Genomic DNA, 15,575 nt, shown 5'->3' on the forward strand with positions numbered 1-15,575 from the left:
CCCGTGGCCCCCACCCCCCGCCCCGGCGACGGACCGGGCTCACGCGGCTCCCGCGACCTCCTGGGCGTCCGGCGGGCGGGGCCGGGAGCCGTGCTGGTCGAGGTGGCCGACCACCGGGCGGCAGCCTCGCTCGCCGCGTGGCTGCGTGCCTCGCCGCTGGCGTGCCGCGAGGTCGTCCCGGGGGCCTGCACGGTGCTGCTCGAGGGGCTCGCCGAGGGGCCTGCCGAGGAGGGGGGACCCCCCGAGTCGCTCGCGGGGCTGCTCGCGCGGTGGCCCGGGACCGACGAGGCCCCGTCGGGTGCGGCAGCGGTGGTGGAGGTGCCGGTGACCTACGACGGCGAGGACCTGTCCCGGGTGGCCGCGCTGTGGGGGACCTCGGTCGCCGAGGTGGTGCGCCGGCACACCGGGCTGGAGTTCGTCTCGGCGTTCTGCGGCTTCGCCCCCGGGTTCAGCTATCTCGCGGGGCTTCCCGACGAGCTCGCGGTGCCGCGGCTCGCGACCCCGCGGGCCCGGGTGCCGGCCGGCTCCGTCGCCCTCGCGGACCGTTGGTGCGGGGTCTACCCGACCGCCTCGCCGGGCGGCTGGCTGCTGCTCGGGCGCACCTCCGCGACGGTCTGGGACGTCTCGCGCGCCGCCGGCCCCGCCCTGCTGCCGCCGGGGACCCGGGTCAGGTTCACCGTCGCATGAGCCTGCTGGTGACCGACGCGGGAGCGCTGACCACGGTCCAGGACCGGGGGCGGCGGGGCTGGGCCCACCTCGGCGTCCCGGTGGCGGGGGCGTGCGACGCGCCGGCCGCCGAGCTGGCCAACAGGCTGGTCGGCAACGACCTCGACGCCGCGGTGCTGGAGACCACCCTGACCGGTGTGGAGGTCGTGACCCGCCGGTCCCGTGTCGTGGCGGTGACCGGGGCCCTGTGCGAGGTACGGGTCGAGGGGCGCGCCGTCCCCCTCGACCAGCCCGTCGCGGTGCCGGCCGGGGCCCGGATCAGGGTGGGGCCCGCCCTCGACGGGGTGCGCAGCTACCTGGCGGTCGCCGGAGGGATCGACGTGCCGCCGGTGCTGGGGTCGCGGTCGACCGACACCCTTTCCTGGCTGGGGCCGCCCCCGGTGGCCGCCGGCGACGTGCTGGAGGTGGGACGGGCCGCGCGGCAGCCGGTTCCGGTGGACGTCAGCCGGCGCCTGCCGCGGCGGCGGGCGCTGCGGCTCCACCCCGGGCCACGGACCGACTGGATCGGGGACCTGACGCGGCTCGAGGGGCTGCGCTTCCGGGTCGGGGCGTCCTCCAACCGGGTGGGGCTGAGGCTGGAGGGGCCAGGGCCGGCGCTGCGCCGGTCGGGGGAGCTCCCGAGCGAGGGGGTGGTGCTCGGCGCCGTCCAGCTCCCGCCGTCGGGTCAGCCGGTGGTCTTCCTGGCCGACCACCCGGTGACGGGCGGCTACCCCGTGGTGGCGGTGGTCGACCACGCCGACCTGGCCGAGTGCGCCCAGGCGCGCCCGGGCGAGGAGCTGCGGCTCACTCTGGCCTGAGCGGCTCGGCCGCCTCCAGGGCCGGGTCGTCGTCGCGGAACGAGCGCACCGGACCGGGGCCGGTCGCGGCCGTCTCGAACCTCACGGTGACCACGCCGCGTCCGGAGCCCCAGACCCAGCCCGGCCCCAGCTCGGCGTGCACGACGTCCATGCCCGGGCGCCAGCCGGACGAGCTGCGCGGCGGCTGGAAGTCCGTCGCCTCCGTGGGTGGCGCCTGCTCGGTCTCGTCCTCGAAGAGCGACTCCTGCACCCAGTCGGCGAGCCCGGAGACCCCGACCCCGAGCAGGCGCACCCCACCGGAGGTGTCGAGGTCGGCGAGCAGCCCACGGGCGAGCCGGGCGACCACCGGGCCCGACTCCACGGGCGTCGGCAGGGTCGTCGACCGGGAGAGCGTGGTGAAGTCGTGGAGCCGGACCTTGAGGCTCACGGTGCGTCCCGCCAGGCCCTGCTTGGCGAGGCGCTCCGCGACGGTGCTCGCCTGGCGGGAGACGAGCGCCTCCATCAGCTTCCGGTCGGTCAGGTCGGTGTCGTAGGTGTCCTCGACGCTCACCGACTTCGCCTCCCGCTCGGCCACCACCGGCCGGTGGTCCTGGGCCCGTGCCAGGGCGTGGAGGTTCTGGCCCTGGGCGCGGCCGACCAGGCGCACCAGCTCCTCCTCCTCGACCCGCTCCAGCTCGGCGACGGTGTGGATGCCCGCGCGCCGCAGGCGCTCGGTGGTGGCGGGCCCCACGCCCGGGATGACGCTGACCCGGAGGGGCCGGAGCAGGTCGCGCTCGGTGCCGGGGGGCACCACGGTGAGCCCGTCGGGCTTGTCGAGCTCGCTGGCGATCTTGGCGATGAACTTGGAGGAGCCGAGGCCCACCGACGCGGTGAGCCCGTCGGTCACCTCGTGGACCCGCGCGCGGAGCCGCTGCGCGACCGAGGTGAGGGTGGGCACCTCGAGGTCGGGCAGGTCGGCCGCGGCCAGGTCGACGAAGGCCTCGTCCAGGGAGAGCGGCTCCACCAGTGGCGACAGGTCGCGCAGCACCGCCATCACCGCCGCGCTGGCCTCCCGGTAGGCATGGAACCGGCCGGAGAGGAACGCGGCGTGCGGGCACCTGGCCCGGGCCTCCCGGGTCGACATCGCCGAGCGCACCCCGAAGCGGCGCGCCTCGTAGGACGCGGTCGAGACCACGCCCCGGCCGCCGATCCCGCCGACCACCACGGGCTTGCCGCGCAGCGAGGGCTTGTCGCGCTGCTCGACCGAGGCGAAGAAGGCGTCCAGGTCGAGGTGGAGCACCGAGGCGTGTGACCTCATGCCTCGTGCGCCTGCGTCCTCATGCCTCCATTGTGGACTCCCCGGCCCGCTCGCCGTGCACAGCCGGACGGGATGCGCGGGTCCTCCCCAGGCCGGCCGGCGGACGCCGGCACGGCGCCGGCCGCCGCGACAGGCTCGCCGGCATGGACATCCCGCTCGGCCTCGTCGCCCGCTCCTCGGAGGACCTGCTCGCCTGCGTGCCGCTGCTCCTCGGCTTCGTGCCGGAGGAGTCGGTGGTGATGCTCGGCCTCGGGGGTGCGGGCGCGCCGCACGCCCGCGTCGACCTCGGCGACCCCGAGGACCTGCCGGGCGTCTGCGCCGCTCTGCTCGCGCCGGCAGTGCGGCATCGGCTCGACCGCGTCGTCCTGCTCGTCTATGCCGGGCTCGACCGGGCGGCGGCCGCCGCCGGGACGCTCCGGCGCTCCTTCGACCGGGCCGGCATCTCGGTGCTGCTGGTGGTCGGCTGCGACGGCCGGGCGTGGGCCCAGGTCGACGGTCCGGGGCGCGCCCCGGCGAAGGAGTTCGACGTCCTGGCCCACCCCTTCGTGGCCGAGGCCGTGGTGCGCGGCCACGTGGTGCACCGGTCCCGGGCCGACCTGGCCCGGTCGCTGGCACCGGTGCCGGAGCGGGTCCGCGAGACCGCTCGGGCCCTCCCCGCCGTGGGGTTCCCGGACCAGGCGTGGGTGCGGGCGACCGTGTGCCGTCTGGCCGGGAGCGGCCGGGTCCCCGACGCGGGCGAGGTCGCGCGACTGGCCCTGGCCGCCGCCCACCCCCGGCTGCGCGACGAGCTGTGGATCCGGGTCCCGCGGACCGACGCCCGGCGCCACGTCGACCTGTGGATCGCGGTGCTCCGGGCGACCCCCGCCGCGCTCAGCTCCGCGCCGGCCTCGGTCCTGGGCATCCTCGCCTGGCGCGCCGGAGACGGGGCGCTGGCCTGGTGCGCGGTGGACGCCGCCCGGGCCGGGTCCGGGGTCTGTCCGCTGGCGCTGGTGGTCGCCGACCTGCTCACCCGGGCGGTCCCTCCGGACGGGCTGCCGGTCCTCGGGCCGGTGTCCTCCTGGCAGCCGTCCCGGGAGGCTGCGTCGGGGGCCGGGTGGGTGGCGCCGGTGGACGCCGAGGACCACCAGGCGGGCGACGCCGGCTGATGGGCCGCCCCTGGCCCTCCGGATGGCTATCGTGACGCCATGGGCGCAGAGGTAGAGGCACAGGAGTTCTCCCGCTCCGACCGGACCCGGCACCGGGAGAAGGTCCGGCGCTGCCTCGACGTCTTCGCCCGGATGCTCAGCGAGTCCCGGTTCGACACCGACGACCCGATGACCGGGCTGGAGGTGGAGCTCAACCTGATCAACGCCGACGGGGACCCCTCGCTGAGCAGCGCGGAGGCGTTGGAGGCGATCGCCGACCCGTCCTTCCAGACCGAGCTGGGCCAGTTCAACATCGAGATCAACTGCGCGCCGGCGCGACTGCGCGAGCGCGGCCTCGCGGCCTTCGAGCAGGGGTTGCGCACCAGCCTCAACGACGCCGAGGCCAGCTCCTCCCAGGTCGGCGCCCACCTGGTGATGATCGGGATCCTGCCCACGCTGGCGGAGGGTCACATGACCCGGGAGTCGTTGAGCCCCAACCCCCGCTACAAGCTGCTCAGCGAGCAGATCCTCAACGCCCGCGGCGAGGACATCACCATCTCGATCGCCGGCCCCGAGCGGCTGGAGACGACCACCGACTCCATCGTCCCGGAGGCGGCCTGCACCAGCACGCAGTTCCACGTCCAGACCTCCCCGGAGGAGTTCGCCGCCTACTGGAACGCCAGTCAGGTGATCGCCGGGGTCCAGCTGGCGGTGGGAGCCAACTCGCCCTACCTGCTCGGACGCCAGCTGTGGCGGGAGACCCGGATCCCCCTCTTCGAGCAGGCGACCGACACCCGCAGCGAGGAGCTCAAGGCCCAGGGCGTGCGCCCGCGGGTCTGGTTCGGCGAGCGGTGGATCACCTCGGTCTTCGACCTCTTCGAGGAGAACGTGCGCTACTTCCCAGCCCTCCTCCCGGTCACCGAGGAGGAGGACCCGCTGGAGGTGCTGGAGGCCGGCGGCACTCCGGCGCTGAACGAGCTGCGGCTGCACAACGGCACCATCTACCGCTGGAACCGGCCCGTCTACGACGTGACCCCCGAGGGCCCGCACCTGAGGGTGGAGAACCGTCTGCTCGCGGCCGGCCCCACGGTGGCCGACACCATCGCCAACGCGGCCTTCTACTTCGGTCTGGTGCGCGCCCTGGCCACCGGCGAACGGCCGCTGTGGTCCCAGATGTCCTTCAGCGCCGCCGAGGAGAACTTCCACGTGGCCGCCAGGCACGGGATCGACGCCCAGGTCTACTGGCCTGGCCTGGGGCAGGTGAGCGCCAGCGAGCTGGTGCTGCGCCGGCTGCTGCCGCTGGCCGACGAAGGCCTGGCCGCGAGCGGGGTGGAGGCCGGTGAGCGCGACCACTACCTCGGCATGATCGAGCAGCGCTGCCTGCTGCGCACCAACGGCGCGGAGTGGTTCGCGGCCCAGATGGAGGCGCGGCAGCACCAGGACCGCTTCGACGCCCTGCGGGCCTCCCTGCTCGACTACGTCGAGCGCATGCACAGCAACGAGCCGGTGCACACCTGGTCCTGACCGGACCCGACGCCCAGCCCTTGGTCGGGCCGCCGCTCAGCTGCGGCGGCGAAGCCGGCGCCAGGTCCGTTCCGCGCCGCTGGGGTGGTGGCGCCAGCCGTGCCGGGTGAGCACCACGAAGCCGGGCCGCAGGCCGAGCTCGTGCCACGCCTCGCTGCCCGCCGCCTGCCACTCCAGGTCGCACGGCGCCGGCTCCAGCTCACCCGAGCGCGCGAGCCACAGGAGCGGCTCCGGCACCAGCAGCAGCGCGCGGTTGGCCAGGGCGACCGCCACCTCGACGCGGCTGTCGTGGTCGAGCGGGTCGGCCGGGAGCGGCCGGAACACCCACGCCCTCTCGTCGTCGGGGCAGCCGGGCAGGCCCGCCCGCAGCACGGGTGTCAGGTGGCCGCGCGGGGCGGCGGTCTTGTGCGCCAGCACCGCGGCGCGCAGTCGCCCCTGGAGGGCGCGCGACGGCGCAGCGGGCTCGCCGCCGACGGCTGGGCCCGGGCGCGAGGGAGTGGGTGAGGGGACCACGGCGCCACCCTGCCCCAGCCGCGGGCCCGGCGATGTCGTTTCTCCACAGCCTCCCCAAGGCCCCGCGGATTGGGTACGGTGCTCGCGTGCCGCCGCCCGGCGGCACTCGAACCTGGGAAAGAGGTAGTCGCTGATGCCGACCGTGGTCGTGGGATATGTCGCCAAGCCGGAGGGGGAGGCGGCGCTGGCCAAGGCCATCGAGGAGGCCCGGCTGCGGGGGGCCAAGCTCGTCGTCGTGAACTCGCACCGGGGCGGTGCCGAGTACGACGGTGAGGCGGCCCAGCGCACCTCCCGCGAGATCGAGTCGGTCCAGCAGCGGCTCGACGAGGCGGGCATCGACTACGACGTCCGCCAGATGGTCCGCGGCTTCGAGCCGTCCGAGGACCTGATCAGCCTCGCCGAGGCCAACAAGGCCGACCTGATCGTGATCGGGCTGCGCAAGCGCACGCCGGTCGGCAAGCTGATCCTGGGCAGCAACGCGCAGCGCATCCTGCTCGACGCGCACTGCCCGGTGATGGCGGTCAAGGCCTGAGACCCCCGGGGTGCGAGGGCTCCGCCCCTCCGCCCCGGTCCCGCCACAGGGAGGAGATGTCCCATGCCCACATGGGCGGTCATCGTGTGCTTCGCCGCGTTCGTCATCGGGCTGAACCTGACGTTGTGGCTGTGCGGAGCCAAGGGCAGGCCTCGCTCGGACAGCAGCAACGAGACGCAGGCCTGGTCGAACAACTTCGACCATCCCCAGTTCTGAGGCGGCGTCCTCCGGGCGACGCCACGTCGACCCTGACCGCCTCCGCGACGCCGAGGCGACGTCACCGCATCGTAGGCTGGGGGCATGGGTTTCCAGATCGCCAACGAGCCTGAAGCAGACCGCGTCCTGGACGAGTACCCGTTCGCCGTGCTGGTCGGCATGGCGCTGGACCAGCAGTACGGGATGGAGCACGCGTTCTGATTGGGGGACCGCCGTGTACCCTCACGGCCACCCGCCATCGGAACTCGTGATTAGAGACTGCACTTGACCCAGCCTGTTGATGTACTGCGGAGCCTCGACTTCGGCACGGTCGACTCAGAATCCGAATCGGACTTGGATCGACGGTTCGTCCGTACAGCGGACTTCGACAAGTTCGTACGACCGACGGTATGGCTTGCCCTCGGCGCAAAGGGAACAGGGAAGTCGGCCCTGTTCGAATTGCTCACCAAGCATGAGGGGACAGCGCGAGCGCTTGCGCCCCGCGAGTTGAAGGACGTGTTGATCACCGCGGGCACAGGTCTTTCGGACCTGTCCGAGGTTGACACCTCAGCGCTGACGGATCTTGGGGGTGAGGCGGACTACACCCACGATCAGGTCTGGCGCATCTACATCGCGATTCGAGCCGGCCTTGCCGTCAAGAACTTTGAGAATCTGCCGAAGGGCCCGCTTCGCGAATTAAGCAAGGCCGTTGGCGGACGTCGGGACTTCCGCATCGGCCCGATCCTGAAGCACATCTGGAAGTTCGCTGTCTCGGGCAAGACGCCCGTTCCGAAGATCACCGTCAAGGGGGTTGAAGTCGACTTCCGAACTGGCGCACAATCTTGGGACACGGTCACCCTGTTGGAGCATGCCCAGGAGGCGCTGGAAGCGGAAGGCACGAACCTCTGGATCCTGTTCGACAAGATCGACGAGTTGTACCCAGGCGACCGCGAGGAGCGCCAGAAGGCACTCGAGGGCTTGATGACGGCTGCGATGTACGTGCGGCGGACATTCCCGAGGATCCAGCCGAAGGTGTTTATGCGTACGGACTTGTGGCGCCACCTTCAGTTTACGAACAAGAGCCATCTCAGTGACAAAATGGTGGAACTGAAGTGGTCTGGTGATCAGATCGCCGCCATGCTGCTGAAGCGCGCCACTGTTGACGCTCTCGTGTGGGAGTGGGTGGCAGAGCGTGAAGACCGCCTGATCGAGGCCGTAGCGATCGAGGAACTGACCCCTGACGAGGTCCGCAGCGGACTGACTGCCCTCTTCCCGCCATCTGCCTACGTCGGACAGAACGAAGCCTCGTTCGTCGACTGGCTCATCACCCGTGTGACAGACGGACTTGGCACGGTACTACCTCGAGAGGCCATCTACTTGGCGAACTCTGCTCGAGAACGTCAGCTTCAAACGGGCGCCGCGGCGTCAGGGAGTCTGATTGGGCGCGAAGCGATCCTCGAGGCGTTCCGGGCTACTTCAGACATGCGCGTAGCCACCTATCTCGCGGAATTTCCGGATCTGGCCCAGCACATCAGGCGCTTTGAAGGCGAAACCACCGCTCGTTTCACAAGGCACGATCTGCTTGCCAAAATGCATGGTCTTGAGCCGAGCGGTGATGACCTCTTGCGGGAACTTGCAGAAATCGGTCTTCTGCAGCCTGTCGGAGGCGACGTCGCGACTGCAGGCGCCTTCGAAACGCCGCGGCTGTACCGGCAGGGCCTTGGACTGGTCATCCGAGGTCGGCCGTAGGTCCCTGTGGCGTGGGAGGATGCGGGAGTGCGGATCCAGATTGCTCAAGAACCGGAAGCGGATCGGGTGCTGTCGGAGGACAGCTTCGCGCTGCTCACCGGCATGCTCCTCGACCAGCAGTTCCCAATGGAGCGGGCGTTTGCTGGCCCTGCCAAGATCCTTGATCGGTTCGGATCGCTCGACCCTGCGGATGTCGTCGCTGCCGATTCCGAGGACTTCAAGGCGCTGTGCGCTTCACCGCCCGCCATCCATAGGTTCCCGGGATCGATGGCAATGCGTGTGCAGGCCCTGGCTCAAGCCATCGTCGAAAATTACGGTGGAGATACCAGTCGACTGTGGTTGGAGGCGTCCACGGGGTCCGACCTTCTGAAGAGGCTCCAAGCACTTCCCGGCTTCGGGCATCAGAAGGCACAGATCTTCGTCGCTCTGCTCGCAAAGCAACTCGACGTGCGGCCCGCCGGTTGGGAAGCGGCGGCAGGCGATTATGCCTTGGACGGCTACCGATCGGTTGCTGATGTGGTCGATCCCGACTCGCTTCAGAAGGTTCGAGACTTCAAGCAAGCCAAGAAGGCTGCCGCCAAGTCGTGAGGATGGGGGACCAGCAGTACCTGGCCCGTCACGATTACTGCTGCCCGCAGCCGTTGGAGCACGCGTTCCGTGGAGGCGCCAAGCTGCTCAACAGGCTCGGAGCGCTGGACACGGCCCAGATCGCGTCGATGGACCCCGACGACTTCAAGGCTGTCTGCTCGCAGCCGCCGGCGGTGCACCGTTTCCCCGGGTCGATGGCTGCCAAGCTCCACGGCATCGCGACGATCGTGGAGGAGCAGTACGGGGGCGACGTCACCCGGCTCTGGAACGAGGCGACCGACGGCAAGGACCTCCTCAGGCGAGTGATGGCCCTGCCGGGGTTCGGCAAGCAGAAGGCCCAGATCTTCGTGGCTCTTCTTGCCAAGCAGATGGGCGTGCGCCCCGAGGGCTGGGAGGCCGCGGCGGGTGACTACGCGCTGGAGGGCTACCGATCCGTGGCCGACGTGGTCGACGCCGACAGTCTGCTCAAGGTGAGGGAGTACAAGCAGGCCGCCAAGGCCGCGGCGAAGGCCTCCGGCGCGTAGCGACGGGACCGGAAGAAGACGTCCGCCGGGAGTGGGGCGCCGACCCGTCACCGGGGGCATGGCAGAATGTTGGACGCGGCCTTGACGTAAGCGGGCCTTGCCGCGCCCCTTTTCCGTGACGAGAGGTGTTCGTGTCTTCGAACGCACGCAAGCTGCTCCCCGCCGAGGTGCTGTCGCACCCGGCCGTCGTGTCCCTCATCAAGACAGGTGCGGCCACCGGCACGGTGACCCCGGACCAGGTGCGTCAGGCCAGTGACGCCGCTCTGGTCGAGCCGCGCCACCTCAAGGCGCTCCTCACCCACCTGAGCGGGCAGGGGATCACGGTCGACATCAGCGCGCAGTCGACGTCGCGCACCGCCGCCGCGGGGACCCCGCGCAAGACGACCACGGCCAAGGCCGCCAAGAGCGGCGCGGTCAAGGCGACCCCGGCGAAGCGGGCCGCGCCCGCCAAGCGTGCGGCCAAGACGGCGGCCCCCGGCCCCGTCGGCGAGCCGGTGATCGGCGCGGACGGCAAGAAGGTCCTCCCCGACATCCCCGACGAGCAGTTCGAGAAGGACGTCGTCGTCGACCCGACGATCAAGGAGGACGAGAAGCAGGCCTTCGTCGTCTCCGCAGCCGACGACACCGACGAGCCCGAGCAGCAGGTCATGGTCGCCGGTGCGACCGCGGACCCGGTCAAGGACTACCTCAAGCAGATCGGCAAGGTCCCCCTCCTCAACGCGGAGATGGAGGTCGAGCTCGCCAAGCGGATCGAGGCGGGCCTCTTCTCCGAGGAGAAGCTGGCCAAGGGCGGCAAGCTCAGCGCCAAGACGCTCGAGGAGTTCGAGTGGATCGCCGAGGACGGCCGCCGCGCCAAGAACCACCTGCTCGAGGCCAACCTGCGTCTCGTGGTCTCCCTGGCCAAGCGCTACACCGGCCGCGGCATGCTCTTCCTCGACCTGATCCAGGAGGGCAACCTGGGTCTGATCCGCGCGGTGGAGAAGTTCGACTACACCAAGGGCTACAAGTTCTCGACCTACGCGACCTGGTGGATCCGCCAGGCCATCACCCGCGCGATGGCCGACCAGGCCCGGACCATCCGGATCCCGGTCCACATGGTCGAGGTCATCAACAAGCTCGCGCGCGTGCAGCGTCAGATGCTCCAGGACCTGGGCCGCGAGCCCACCCCGGAGGAGCTGGCCAAGGAGCTCGACATGACCCCGGAGAAGGTCATCGAGGTCCAGAAGTACGGCCGGGAGCCGATCTCGCTGCACACCCCGCTCGGCGAGGACGGCGACTCGGAGTTCGGTGACCTGATCGAGGACTCCGAGGCGATCGTCCCCGCGGACGCCGTCTCGTTCACCCTCCTCCAGGAGCAGCTGCACGCCGTCCTGGACACCCTCTCCGAGCGCGAGGCGGGCGTGGTGAGCATGCGGTTCGGTCTCACCGACGGGCAGCCGAAGACGCTCGACGAGATCGGCAAGGTCTACGGCGTCACCCGCGAGCGGATCCGCCAGATCGAGTCCAAGACGATGTCCAAGCTGCGCCACCCCAGCCGCTCCCAGGTCCTGCGCGACTACCTCGACTGAGGTCGAGCCGGGTCGGCGATGACTGATGGGCGGGATCCGGTGGGGGCGCGGCCGGAGGGGCCGCTTGGCGGGCGCCGCCCTGCTGGCGCTGGTCCTCGCGGGTGCCCTGGCCTGGTGGGCCGGCTCGGTGGGTGAGGAGCCCGAAGGGAGCTCGGACCCCGAGCTGCGGGCGCTGCTGCGCCCCTGGTACGAGGCCGTCCGGGAGCGCGACGAGGCGCCCGCGCGCGTCGTGGTCGTCGGCGACTCGATCTCTGAGGGGATCTGGATGACGCCCCCGGTCCACCGCACCCGACTGGTCGGCCTCCTCCAGGACGAGCTGCGCGAGCGCCTGGACGCCCCCGGAGCCGCCGGCTACCTGCCCGCCTTCTACGTCGACTCCGTCACCCAGGACGACGCGGTGCGGGGTGGGGCGCCCTCCCACGAGCACCTGTTCGATGCCTGGGGCCTGGGCGGACGGAGCCTCTTCATGCCGCCCACCGCGACGCTGCGCTATCCCGCGCTCGAGGCGCGCCGGGTGCGGGTCTGGTACGGCACCACGGGCGTCGCCGGGGGGCAGGGGAGGGTGCTGGTCGACGGGGTCGACGTCACGGCGCAGGGCTCACTGAGCGACGGGTCGGACGCGGGGGGGACGATCAGCTCCGCCGCTGCGGCGCCCGAGGCCGGCCTGTGGTGGGAGTCCGCCGACCTGGGGGCGGGGGAGCACGACGTGGAGGTGCAGAGCGTGGGCCCGACAGGCGACCTCGTCCACAACGGCGTGGAGTTCCTCGACCCCGACGCCCACTCCGGCATCCACGTCTACGACGGATCGCACTCCGGAGCCGGGACCCAGCACTTCGTCACCCTGGAGACGGCACGGGGCCACTGGCGCGAGGTGGCGGCCCTGGACCCCCGGCTCGTGCTGATCAACCTCGGGACGAACCCCGACCCGCTCTACCGCCAGGACCTCCAGATCGTGGTGGAGCGCGCCCTGGCCTCCGCCCCGCGGGCGGTGGTGCTGATCGTCGACGGCTACGAGGCCGGCACCTGGGACAGCGTCGCCTGGCAGGAGGTCCGCCGGGCCCGGCAGGAGGTCGCCGCCCTCTACCCGGACCGGGTGGGCGTCTTCGACCTGGCCGCGCACTGGCCGGTGCTCGCCAAGGACGGCTCCACCAGCGAGGACCTGATGCTGGAGGAGAGCCTCCCCCTCCACCCGAGCCAGGAGGGGACCGAGCGGATGGCGTCGATCTACGCCGACCTCCTGACGCCTCCAGACTGATCCCGCCGGGCCGGGGGCCGGGCGGGACTCAGCCCAGGAGCACGCCGGCGACCCAGGCCAGCGTGGCCAGCATCGCCGCAGCGAGCTCCACGACGACGCTGAGCAGCACCGCCCTCAGCGCGTGACCCGTGGAGCGCCGGGCGGCCACCCCGCCCAGCCGGCGCTGCTCGGCAAGGCGCACGCCCAGCACGAAGCCGAGCAGCAGGCCGACGACCGGCACCACGAAGAAGCCGGCCACCGCGAAAGCCCCGCCGGCCCACAGCGTCGAGGCGGGGATGCCTGCGTCGCGCAGGCGCCGCCCGGGCACCACGTACTTGACCACCGCGCCCACGGCCAGCAGGGCGACGGCGGCGGCCAGGACCGTCCACGCGGTCGCGGTGCCGACGTACCAGGCCCATCCCGCGATCCCCAGCAGGACCAGCAGGGTGCCGGGCAGGACCGGCACCAGGATGCCCACCAGGCCGATCGCCAGGACGAGCCCCGTGACCAGGGTCGCCGCGCTCACCGGTCGACCTCAGCGCAGACGTCGACGGCCCCGGACCGGGAGGTCCGGGGCCGTGTGGAGCAGGGATGCCTCAGGCGTCCGACCCGGAGGTCGAGCCGGGGGTGCCGAGCTTGTGGGTCTCATCGACGACGGCGACAGCCACCTGGCGGAGCTTGTCACCGTGCTCGCGGGCGTGGTGCGCGCAGAAGAGCAGCTCGCCGCCGCTCTGGAGCTCCACCCGGAGGTAGGCCTGCGCTCCGCAACGGTCGCAACGATCCGCCGCCGTGAGGGCGGGTGTGGGGGCAACTGCAGTAGTCACATCGGCCTCGTTTCTCTCCATCGGTGTCTGGCCCAACGTACTTGGTCCGGCAAAGATTCCCCGGGATGTCAGGTCGACGAACCACTATCCAACCATGCGGGTCTCTACCCGTTTTCGATTATGCCCAACCCTTGGTGGGCCGTTCTTGTTCCCCGCCCGCTCCCCGCCGCGGGTGTGCCGCCACGCTAGACCCGCAGACGGCGGCGGGGGTGCAGGCGTGCCGCGGCTGATCGCTGGCGTGTCGCGGGTAGATTCTCCTCCCGTGGCAGCACCGACGGACACCTCCTACAACGCAGCGCACCTCCTCGTCCTCGAAGGACTGGAGGCGGTGCGCAAGCGGCCCGGCATGTACATCGGCTCGACCGACACCAAGGGCCTGATGCACTGCCTGTGGGAGGTGATCGACAACGGCGTGGACGAGGCCCTGGCCGGGGCGGCCCAGCGGGTCGAGGTGACGCTGCTGGCTGACGGCTCCGCGGAGGTGATCGACGACGGCCGCGGGATCCCGACCGACAAGGAGCCCAAGACCGGTCTGCCCGGCGTCGAGGTCGTGGCCACCAAGCTGCACGCCGGCGGGAAGTTCGGCGGCGGCTCCTACGTCGCCACCGGAGGCCTGCACGGGGTCGGGCTGTCGGTGGTCAACGCGCTGTCGTCGCGGATGGACATCGACGTCGACCGGACCCCGGCCCAGCAGGGGATCAGCTTCCGCCGCGGGACGCCCGGGGTCTTCGAGACCGACGCGCCCGACGCCGAGTTCACCCCGCGCTCCGGGCTGACCCGCAAGGGGCGCCGGGTGGCCAAGGGGCGCAGCGGGACCCGGGTGCGCTTCTGGCCCGACCGGCAGATCTTCACCCGCGACGCCACCTTCGTCTTCGACGAGCTGGTCACCCGCGCCCGTCAGACCTCCTACATCGTGCCCGGCCTCGAGCTGGTGATCCGCGACCTGCGGGGCGAGGAGCCGGTGGTGGAGACCTTCCGCCACGACGGCGGCATCTCGGAGTTCGCGGAGTTCCTCTCCTCCGGGGAGCCGGTCACCGACGTGCTGCGCCTCCAGGGCTCCGGCAGCTTCACCGAGACGGTGCCGCTGCTGGACGAGAAGGGTCACATGACCCCCCAGGAGATCGAGCGCGAGCTCGGCGTCGACGTGGCGCTGCGCTGGAGCATGGACTACGACACCACCCTGCGCTCCTACGTCAACGTGATCGCCACCCCGAAGGGCGGCACCCACGTGAGCGGGTTCGAGCAGGCGGTCACCAAGACGTTCAACGAGGTGATGAAGTCGGCCAAGGTGCTCAAGGTCGGCGACCAGGACGTCATCAAGGACGACGTCCTGGAGGGTCTGACCGCGGTGGTGACGGTGCGCCTGGCCGAGCCCCAGTTCGAGGGCCAGACCAAGGAGATCCTCGGCACGCCCGCGGCCCGGACCATCGTGCGCAAGGTGGTCGCCGGGGAGCTGAAGAAGTTCCTGACCTCCAGCAAGCGGGGCGAGAAGGCGCAGGCCAAGCTGGTCATGGAGAAGGTGGGCAACGCCTCCAAGACCCGGATCGCGGCCCGTCAGCACAAGGAGACCCAGCGGCGCAAGAACGCGCTGGAGTCCTCGGCCCTGCCCGCCAAGCTGGTCGACTGCCGCACCACGGACAACGAGCGCTCCGAGCTCTTCATCGTGGAGGGCGACTCGGCGCTGGGCACCGCCAAGCTCGCCCGCGACTCGGAGTTCCAGGCGCTGCTCCCGATCCGCGGCAAGATCCTCAACGTGCAGAAGGCCTCGGTCGGCGACATGCTCAAGAACACCGAGTGCGCCTCGATCATCCAGGTGGTCGGGGCGGGGTCGGGGCGCACCTTCGACCTCGAGGCGGCCCGCTACGGGCGGATCATCTTCATGGCCGACGCCGACTCGGACGGCGCCCACATCCGCTGCCTGCTCGCCACCCTCTTCTTCAAGTACATGCCCGACCTGCTGGCCGCGGGTCGCGTCTACACCGCGGTCCCACCGCTGCACCGGATCGAGCTGACGAACCCCAAGAAGGGCATGGACAAGTACGTCTACACCTACTCCGACGACGAGCTCCAGCGGAAGCTGGCCGAGCTGAAGAAGAAGAACGTGCGCTGGAAGGACCCGGTGCAGCGCTACAAGGGCCTCGGAGAGATGGACGCGGACCAGCTGGAGGAGACCACCATGGATCCCCGCCGACGGACGCTGCGGCGGCTCACGGTCGACGACGCCGGCGATGCCGCGTCGGTCTTCGAGCTCCTGATGGGCTCGGAGGTGGCCCCCCGCAAGGAGTTCATCGTCCAGGGGGCCTACGAGGTCGACCTGGAGACGCTGGACGCCTGAGGCGCCGGGTCGGCTCCCAGCCGAGGGCGGGCGCCCGAGGATGAG

At 71.4% G+C, this 15,575-nt stretch carries 16 protein-coding genes; 12 read left to right on the forward strand and 4 right to left on the reverse strand.

The window, feature by feature from the left end:
- Positions 1 to 3: 3 nt before the first annotated feature.
- Entirely contained in the window at positions 4 to 687 is a 684-nt protein-coding gene (locus AC4BG9_RS05585) for a 5-oxoprolinase subunit B family protein (protein WP_490570085.1), read from the forward strand.
- Entirely contained in the window at positions 684 to 1,523 is an 840-nt protein-coding gene (locus AC4BG9_RS05590) for a 5-oxoprolinase subunit C family protein (protein WP_490570086.1), read from the forward strand. The genes AC4BG9_RS05585 and AC4BG9_RS05590 overlap by 4 nt, the downstream gene beginning before the upstream one ends.
- Here AC4BG9_RS05590 and AC4BG9_RS05595 read toward each other — a convergent pair.
- Positions 1,510 to 2,820 carry a DNA polymerase IV gene (locus AC4BG9_RS05595; protein WP_490570087.1) on the reverse strand — a complete coding sequence of 437 codons (1,311 nt, stop codon included), beginning with the start codon at positions 2,818 to 2,820 and terminating at the stop codon, positions 1,510 to 1,512. The two genes, AC4BG9_RS05590 and AC4BG9_RS05595, sit on opposite strands and share 14 nt — an antisense overlap.
- A 143-nt stretch (positions 2,821 to 2,963) precedes the next feature.
- Between AC4BG9_RS05595 and AC4BG9_RS05600 the strand changes: the two genes are divergently transcribed.
- Together AC4BG9_RS05600 and AC4BG9_RS05605 are read left to right on the forward strand one after the other, a co-directional pair.
- Positions 2,964 to 3,965: a DUF4192 domain-containing protein gene (locus tag AC4BG9_RS05600; RefSeq protein ID WP_490570088.1), complete on the forward strand. Its 1,002-nt coding sequence runs from the start codon at positions 2,964 to 2,966 to the stop codon at positions 3,963 to 3,965.
- Positions 3,966 to 4,004: 39 nt separating this feature from the next.
- Entirely contained in the window at positions 4,005 to 5,468 is a 1,464-nt protein-coding gene (locus AC4BG9_RS05605; RefSeq protein ID WP_490570089.1) for a glutamate-cysteine ligase family protein, read from the forward strand.
- A 36-nt stretch (positions 5,469 to 5,504) separates the two neighbouring features.
- On the opposite strand, the gene AC4BG9_RS05610 is transcribed toward AC4BG9_RS05605, so the two are convergent.
- Positions 5,505 to 5,981 (reverse strand): hypothetical protein, encoded by a 477-nt coding sequence (locus AC4BG9_RS05610; RefSeq protein ID WP_490570090.1) that lies wholly within the window; start codon positions 5,979 to 5,981, stop codon positions 5,505 to 5,507.
- A 133-nt stretch (positions 5,982 to 6,114) separates the two neighbouring features.
- Here AC4BG9_RS05610 and AC4BG9_RS05615 point away from each other — a divergent pair, with 133 nt between their 5' ends.
- The 7 genes from AC4BG9_RS05615 to AC4BG9_RS05645 all read left to right on the forward strand — a co-directional run bounded on the left by AC4BG9_RS05615 (position 6,115) and on the right by AC4BG9_RS05645 (position 12,392).
- On the forward strand, positions 6,115 to 6,513 hold the full coding sequence (locus AC4BG9_RS05615; protein WP_490570091.1) for a universal stress protein: 399 nt from the start codon (positions 6,115 to 6,117) through the stop codon (positions 6,511 to 6,513).
- 63 nt (positions 6,514 to 6,576) lie between these two features.
- Positions 6,577 to 6,729: a hypothetical protein gene (locus AC4BG9_RS05620; RefSeq protein ID WP_490570092.1), complete on the forward strand. Its 153-nt coding sequence runs from the start codon at positions 6,577 to 6,579 to the stop codon at positions 6,727 to 6,729.
- A gap of 264 nt (positions 6,730 to 6,993) precedes the next feature.
- On the forward strand, positions 6,994 to 8,457 hold the full coding sequence (locus AC4BG9_RS05625) for a P-loop ATPase, Sll1717 family (RefSeq protein ID WP_490570093.1): 1,464 nt from the start codon (positions 6,994 to 6,996) through the stop codon (positions 8,455 to 8,457).
- 27 nt (positions 8,458 to 8,484) lie between these two features.
- Complete coding sequence (locus tag AC4BG9_RS05630; RefSeq protein WP_490570094.1) at positions 8,485 to 9,045, forward strand: HhH-GPD-type base excision DNA repair protein; 561 nt, start codon at positions 8,485 to 8,487, stop codon at positions 9,043 to 9,045.
- A gap of 2 nt (positions 9,046 to 9,047) precedes the next feature.
- Positions 9,048 to 9,569 (forward strand): HhH-GPD-type base excision DNA repair protein, encoded by a 522-nt coding sequence (locus AC4BG9_RS05635; RefSeq protein WP_490570222.1) that lies wholly within the window; start codon positions 9,048 to 9,050, stop codon positions 9,567 to 9,569.
- Positions 9,570 to 9,694: 125 nt separating this feature from the next.
- On the forward strand, positions 9,695 to 11,137 hold the full coding sequence (locus AC4BG9_RS05640; protein ID WP_490570095.1) for an RNA polymerase sigma factor: 1,443 nt from the start codon (positions 9,695 to 9,697) through the stop codon (positions 11,135 to 11,137).
- A gap of 64 nt (positions 11,138 to 11,201) precedes the next feature.
- The gene (locus AC4BG9_RS05645; RefSeq protein ID WP_490570096.1) at positions 11,202 to 12,392 is read left to right on the forward strand and encodes an SGNH/GDSL hydrolase family protein; all 1,191 of its coding nucleotides are present in this window, start codon (positions 11,202 to 11,204) and stop codon (positions 12,390 to 12,392) included.
- Between the two features lie 28 nt (positions 12,393 to 12,420).
- Here the strand turns inward: AC4BG9_RS05645 and AC4BG9_RS05650 are convergent, their stop codons facing one another.
- The gene (locus tag AC4BG9_RS05650) at positions 12,421 to 12,897 is read right to left on the reverse strand and encodes a DUF456 domain-containing protein (RefSeq protein WP_490570097.1); all 477 of its coding nucleotides are present in this window, start codon (positions 12,895 to 12,897) and stop codon (positions 12,421 to 12,423) included.
- Between the two features lie 70 nt (positions 12,898 to 12,967).
- Positions 12,968 to 13,216 carry a DUF7455 domain-containing protein gene (locus AC4BG9_RS05655; RefSeq protein WP_490570098.1) on the reverse strand — a complete coding sequence of 83 codons (249 nt, stop codon included), beginning with the start codon at positions 13,214 to 13,216 and terminating at the stop codon, positions 12,968 to 12,970.
- 241 nt (positions 13,217 to 13,457) lie between these two features.
- Between AC4BG9_RS05655 and AC4BG9_RS05660 the strand changes: the two genes are divergently transcribed.
- Positions 13,458 to 15,530 carry a DNA gyrase/topoisomerase IV subunit B gene (locus AC4BG9_RS05660; RefSeq protein ID WP_490570099.1) on the forward strand — a complete coding sequence of 691 codons (2,073 nt, stop codon included), beginning with the start codon at positions 13,458 to 13,460 and terminating at the stop codon, positions 15,528 to 15,530.
- The last annotated feature ends 45 nt before the right edge of the window (positions 15,531 to 15,575 follow it).

The organism is Nocardioides sp. Z40_12 (assembly GCF_058215795.1).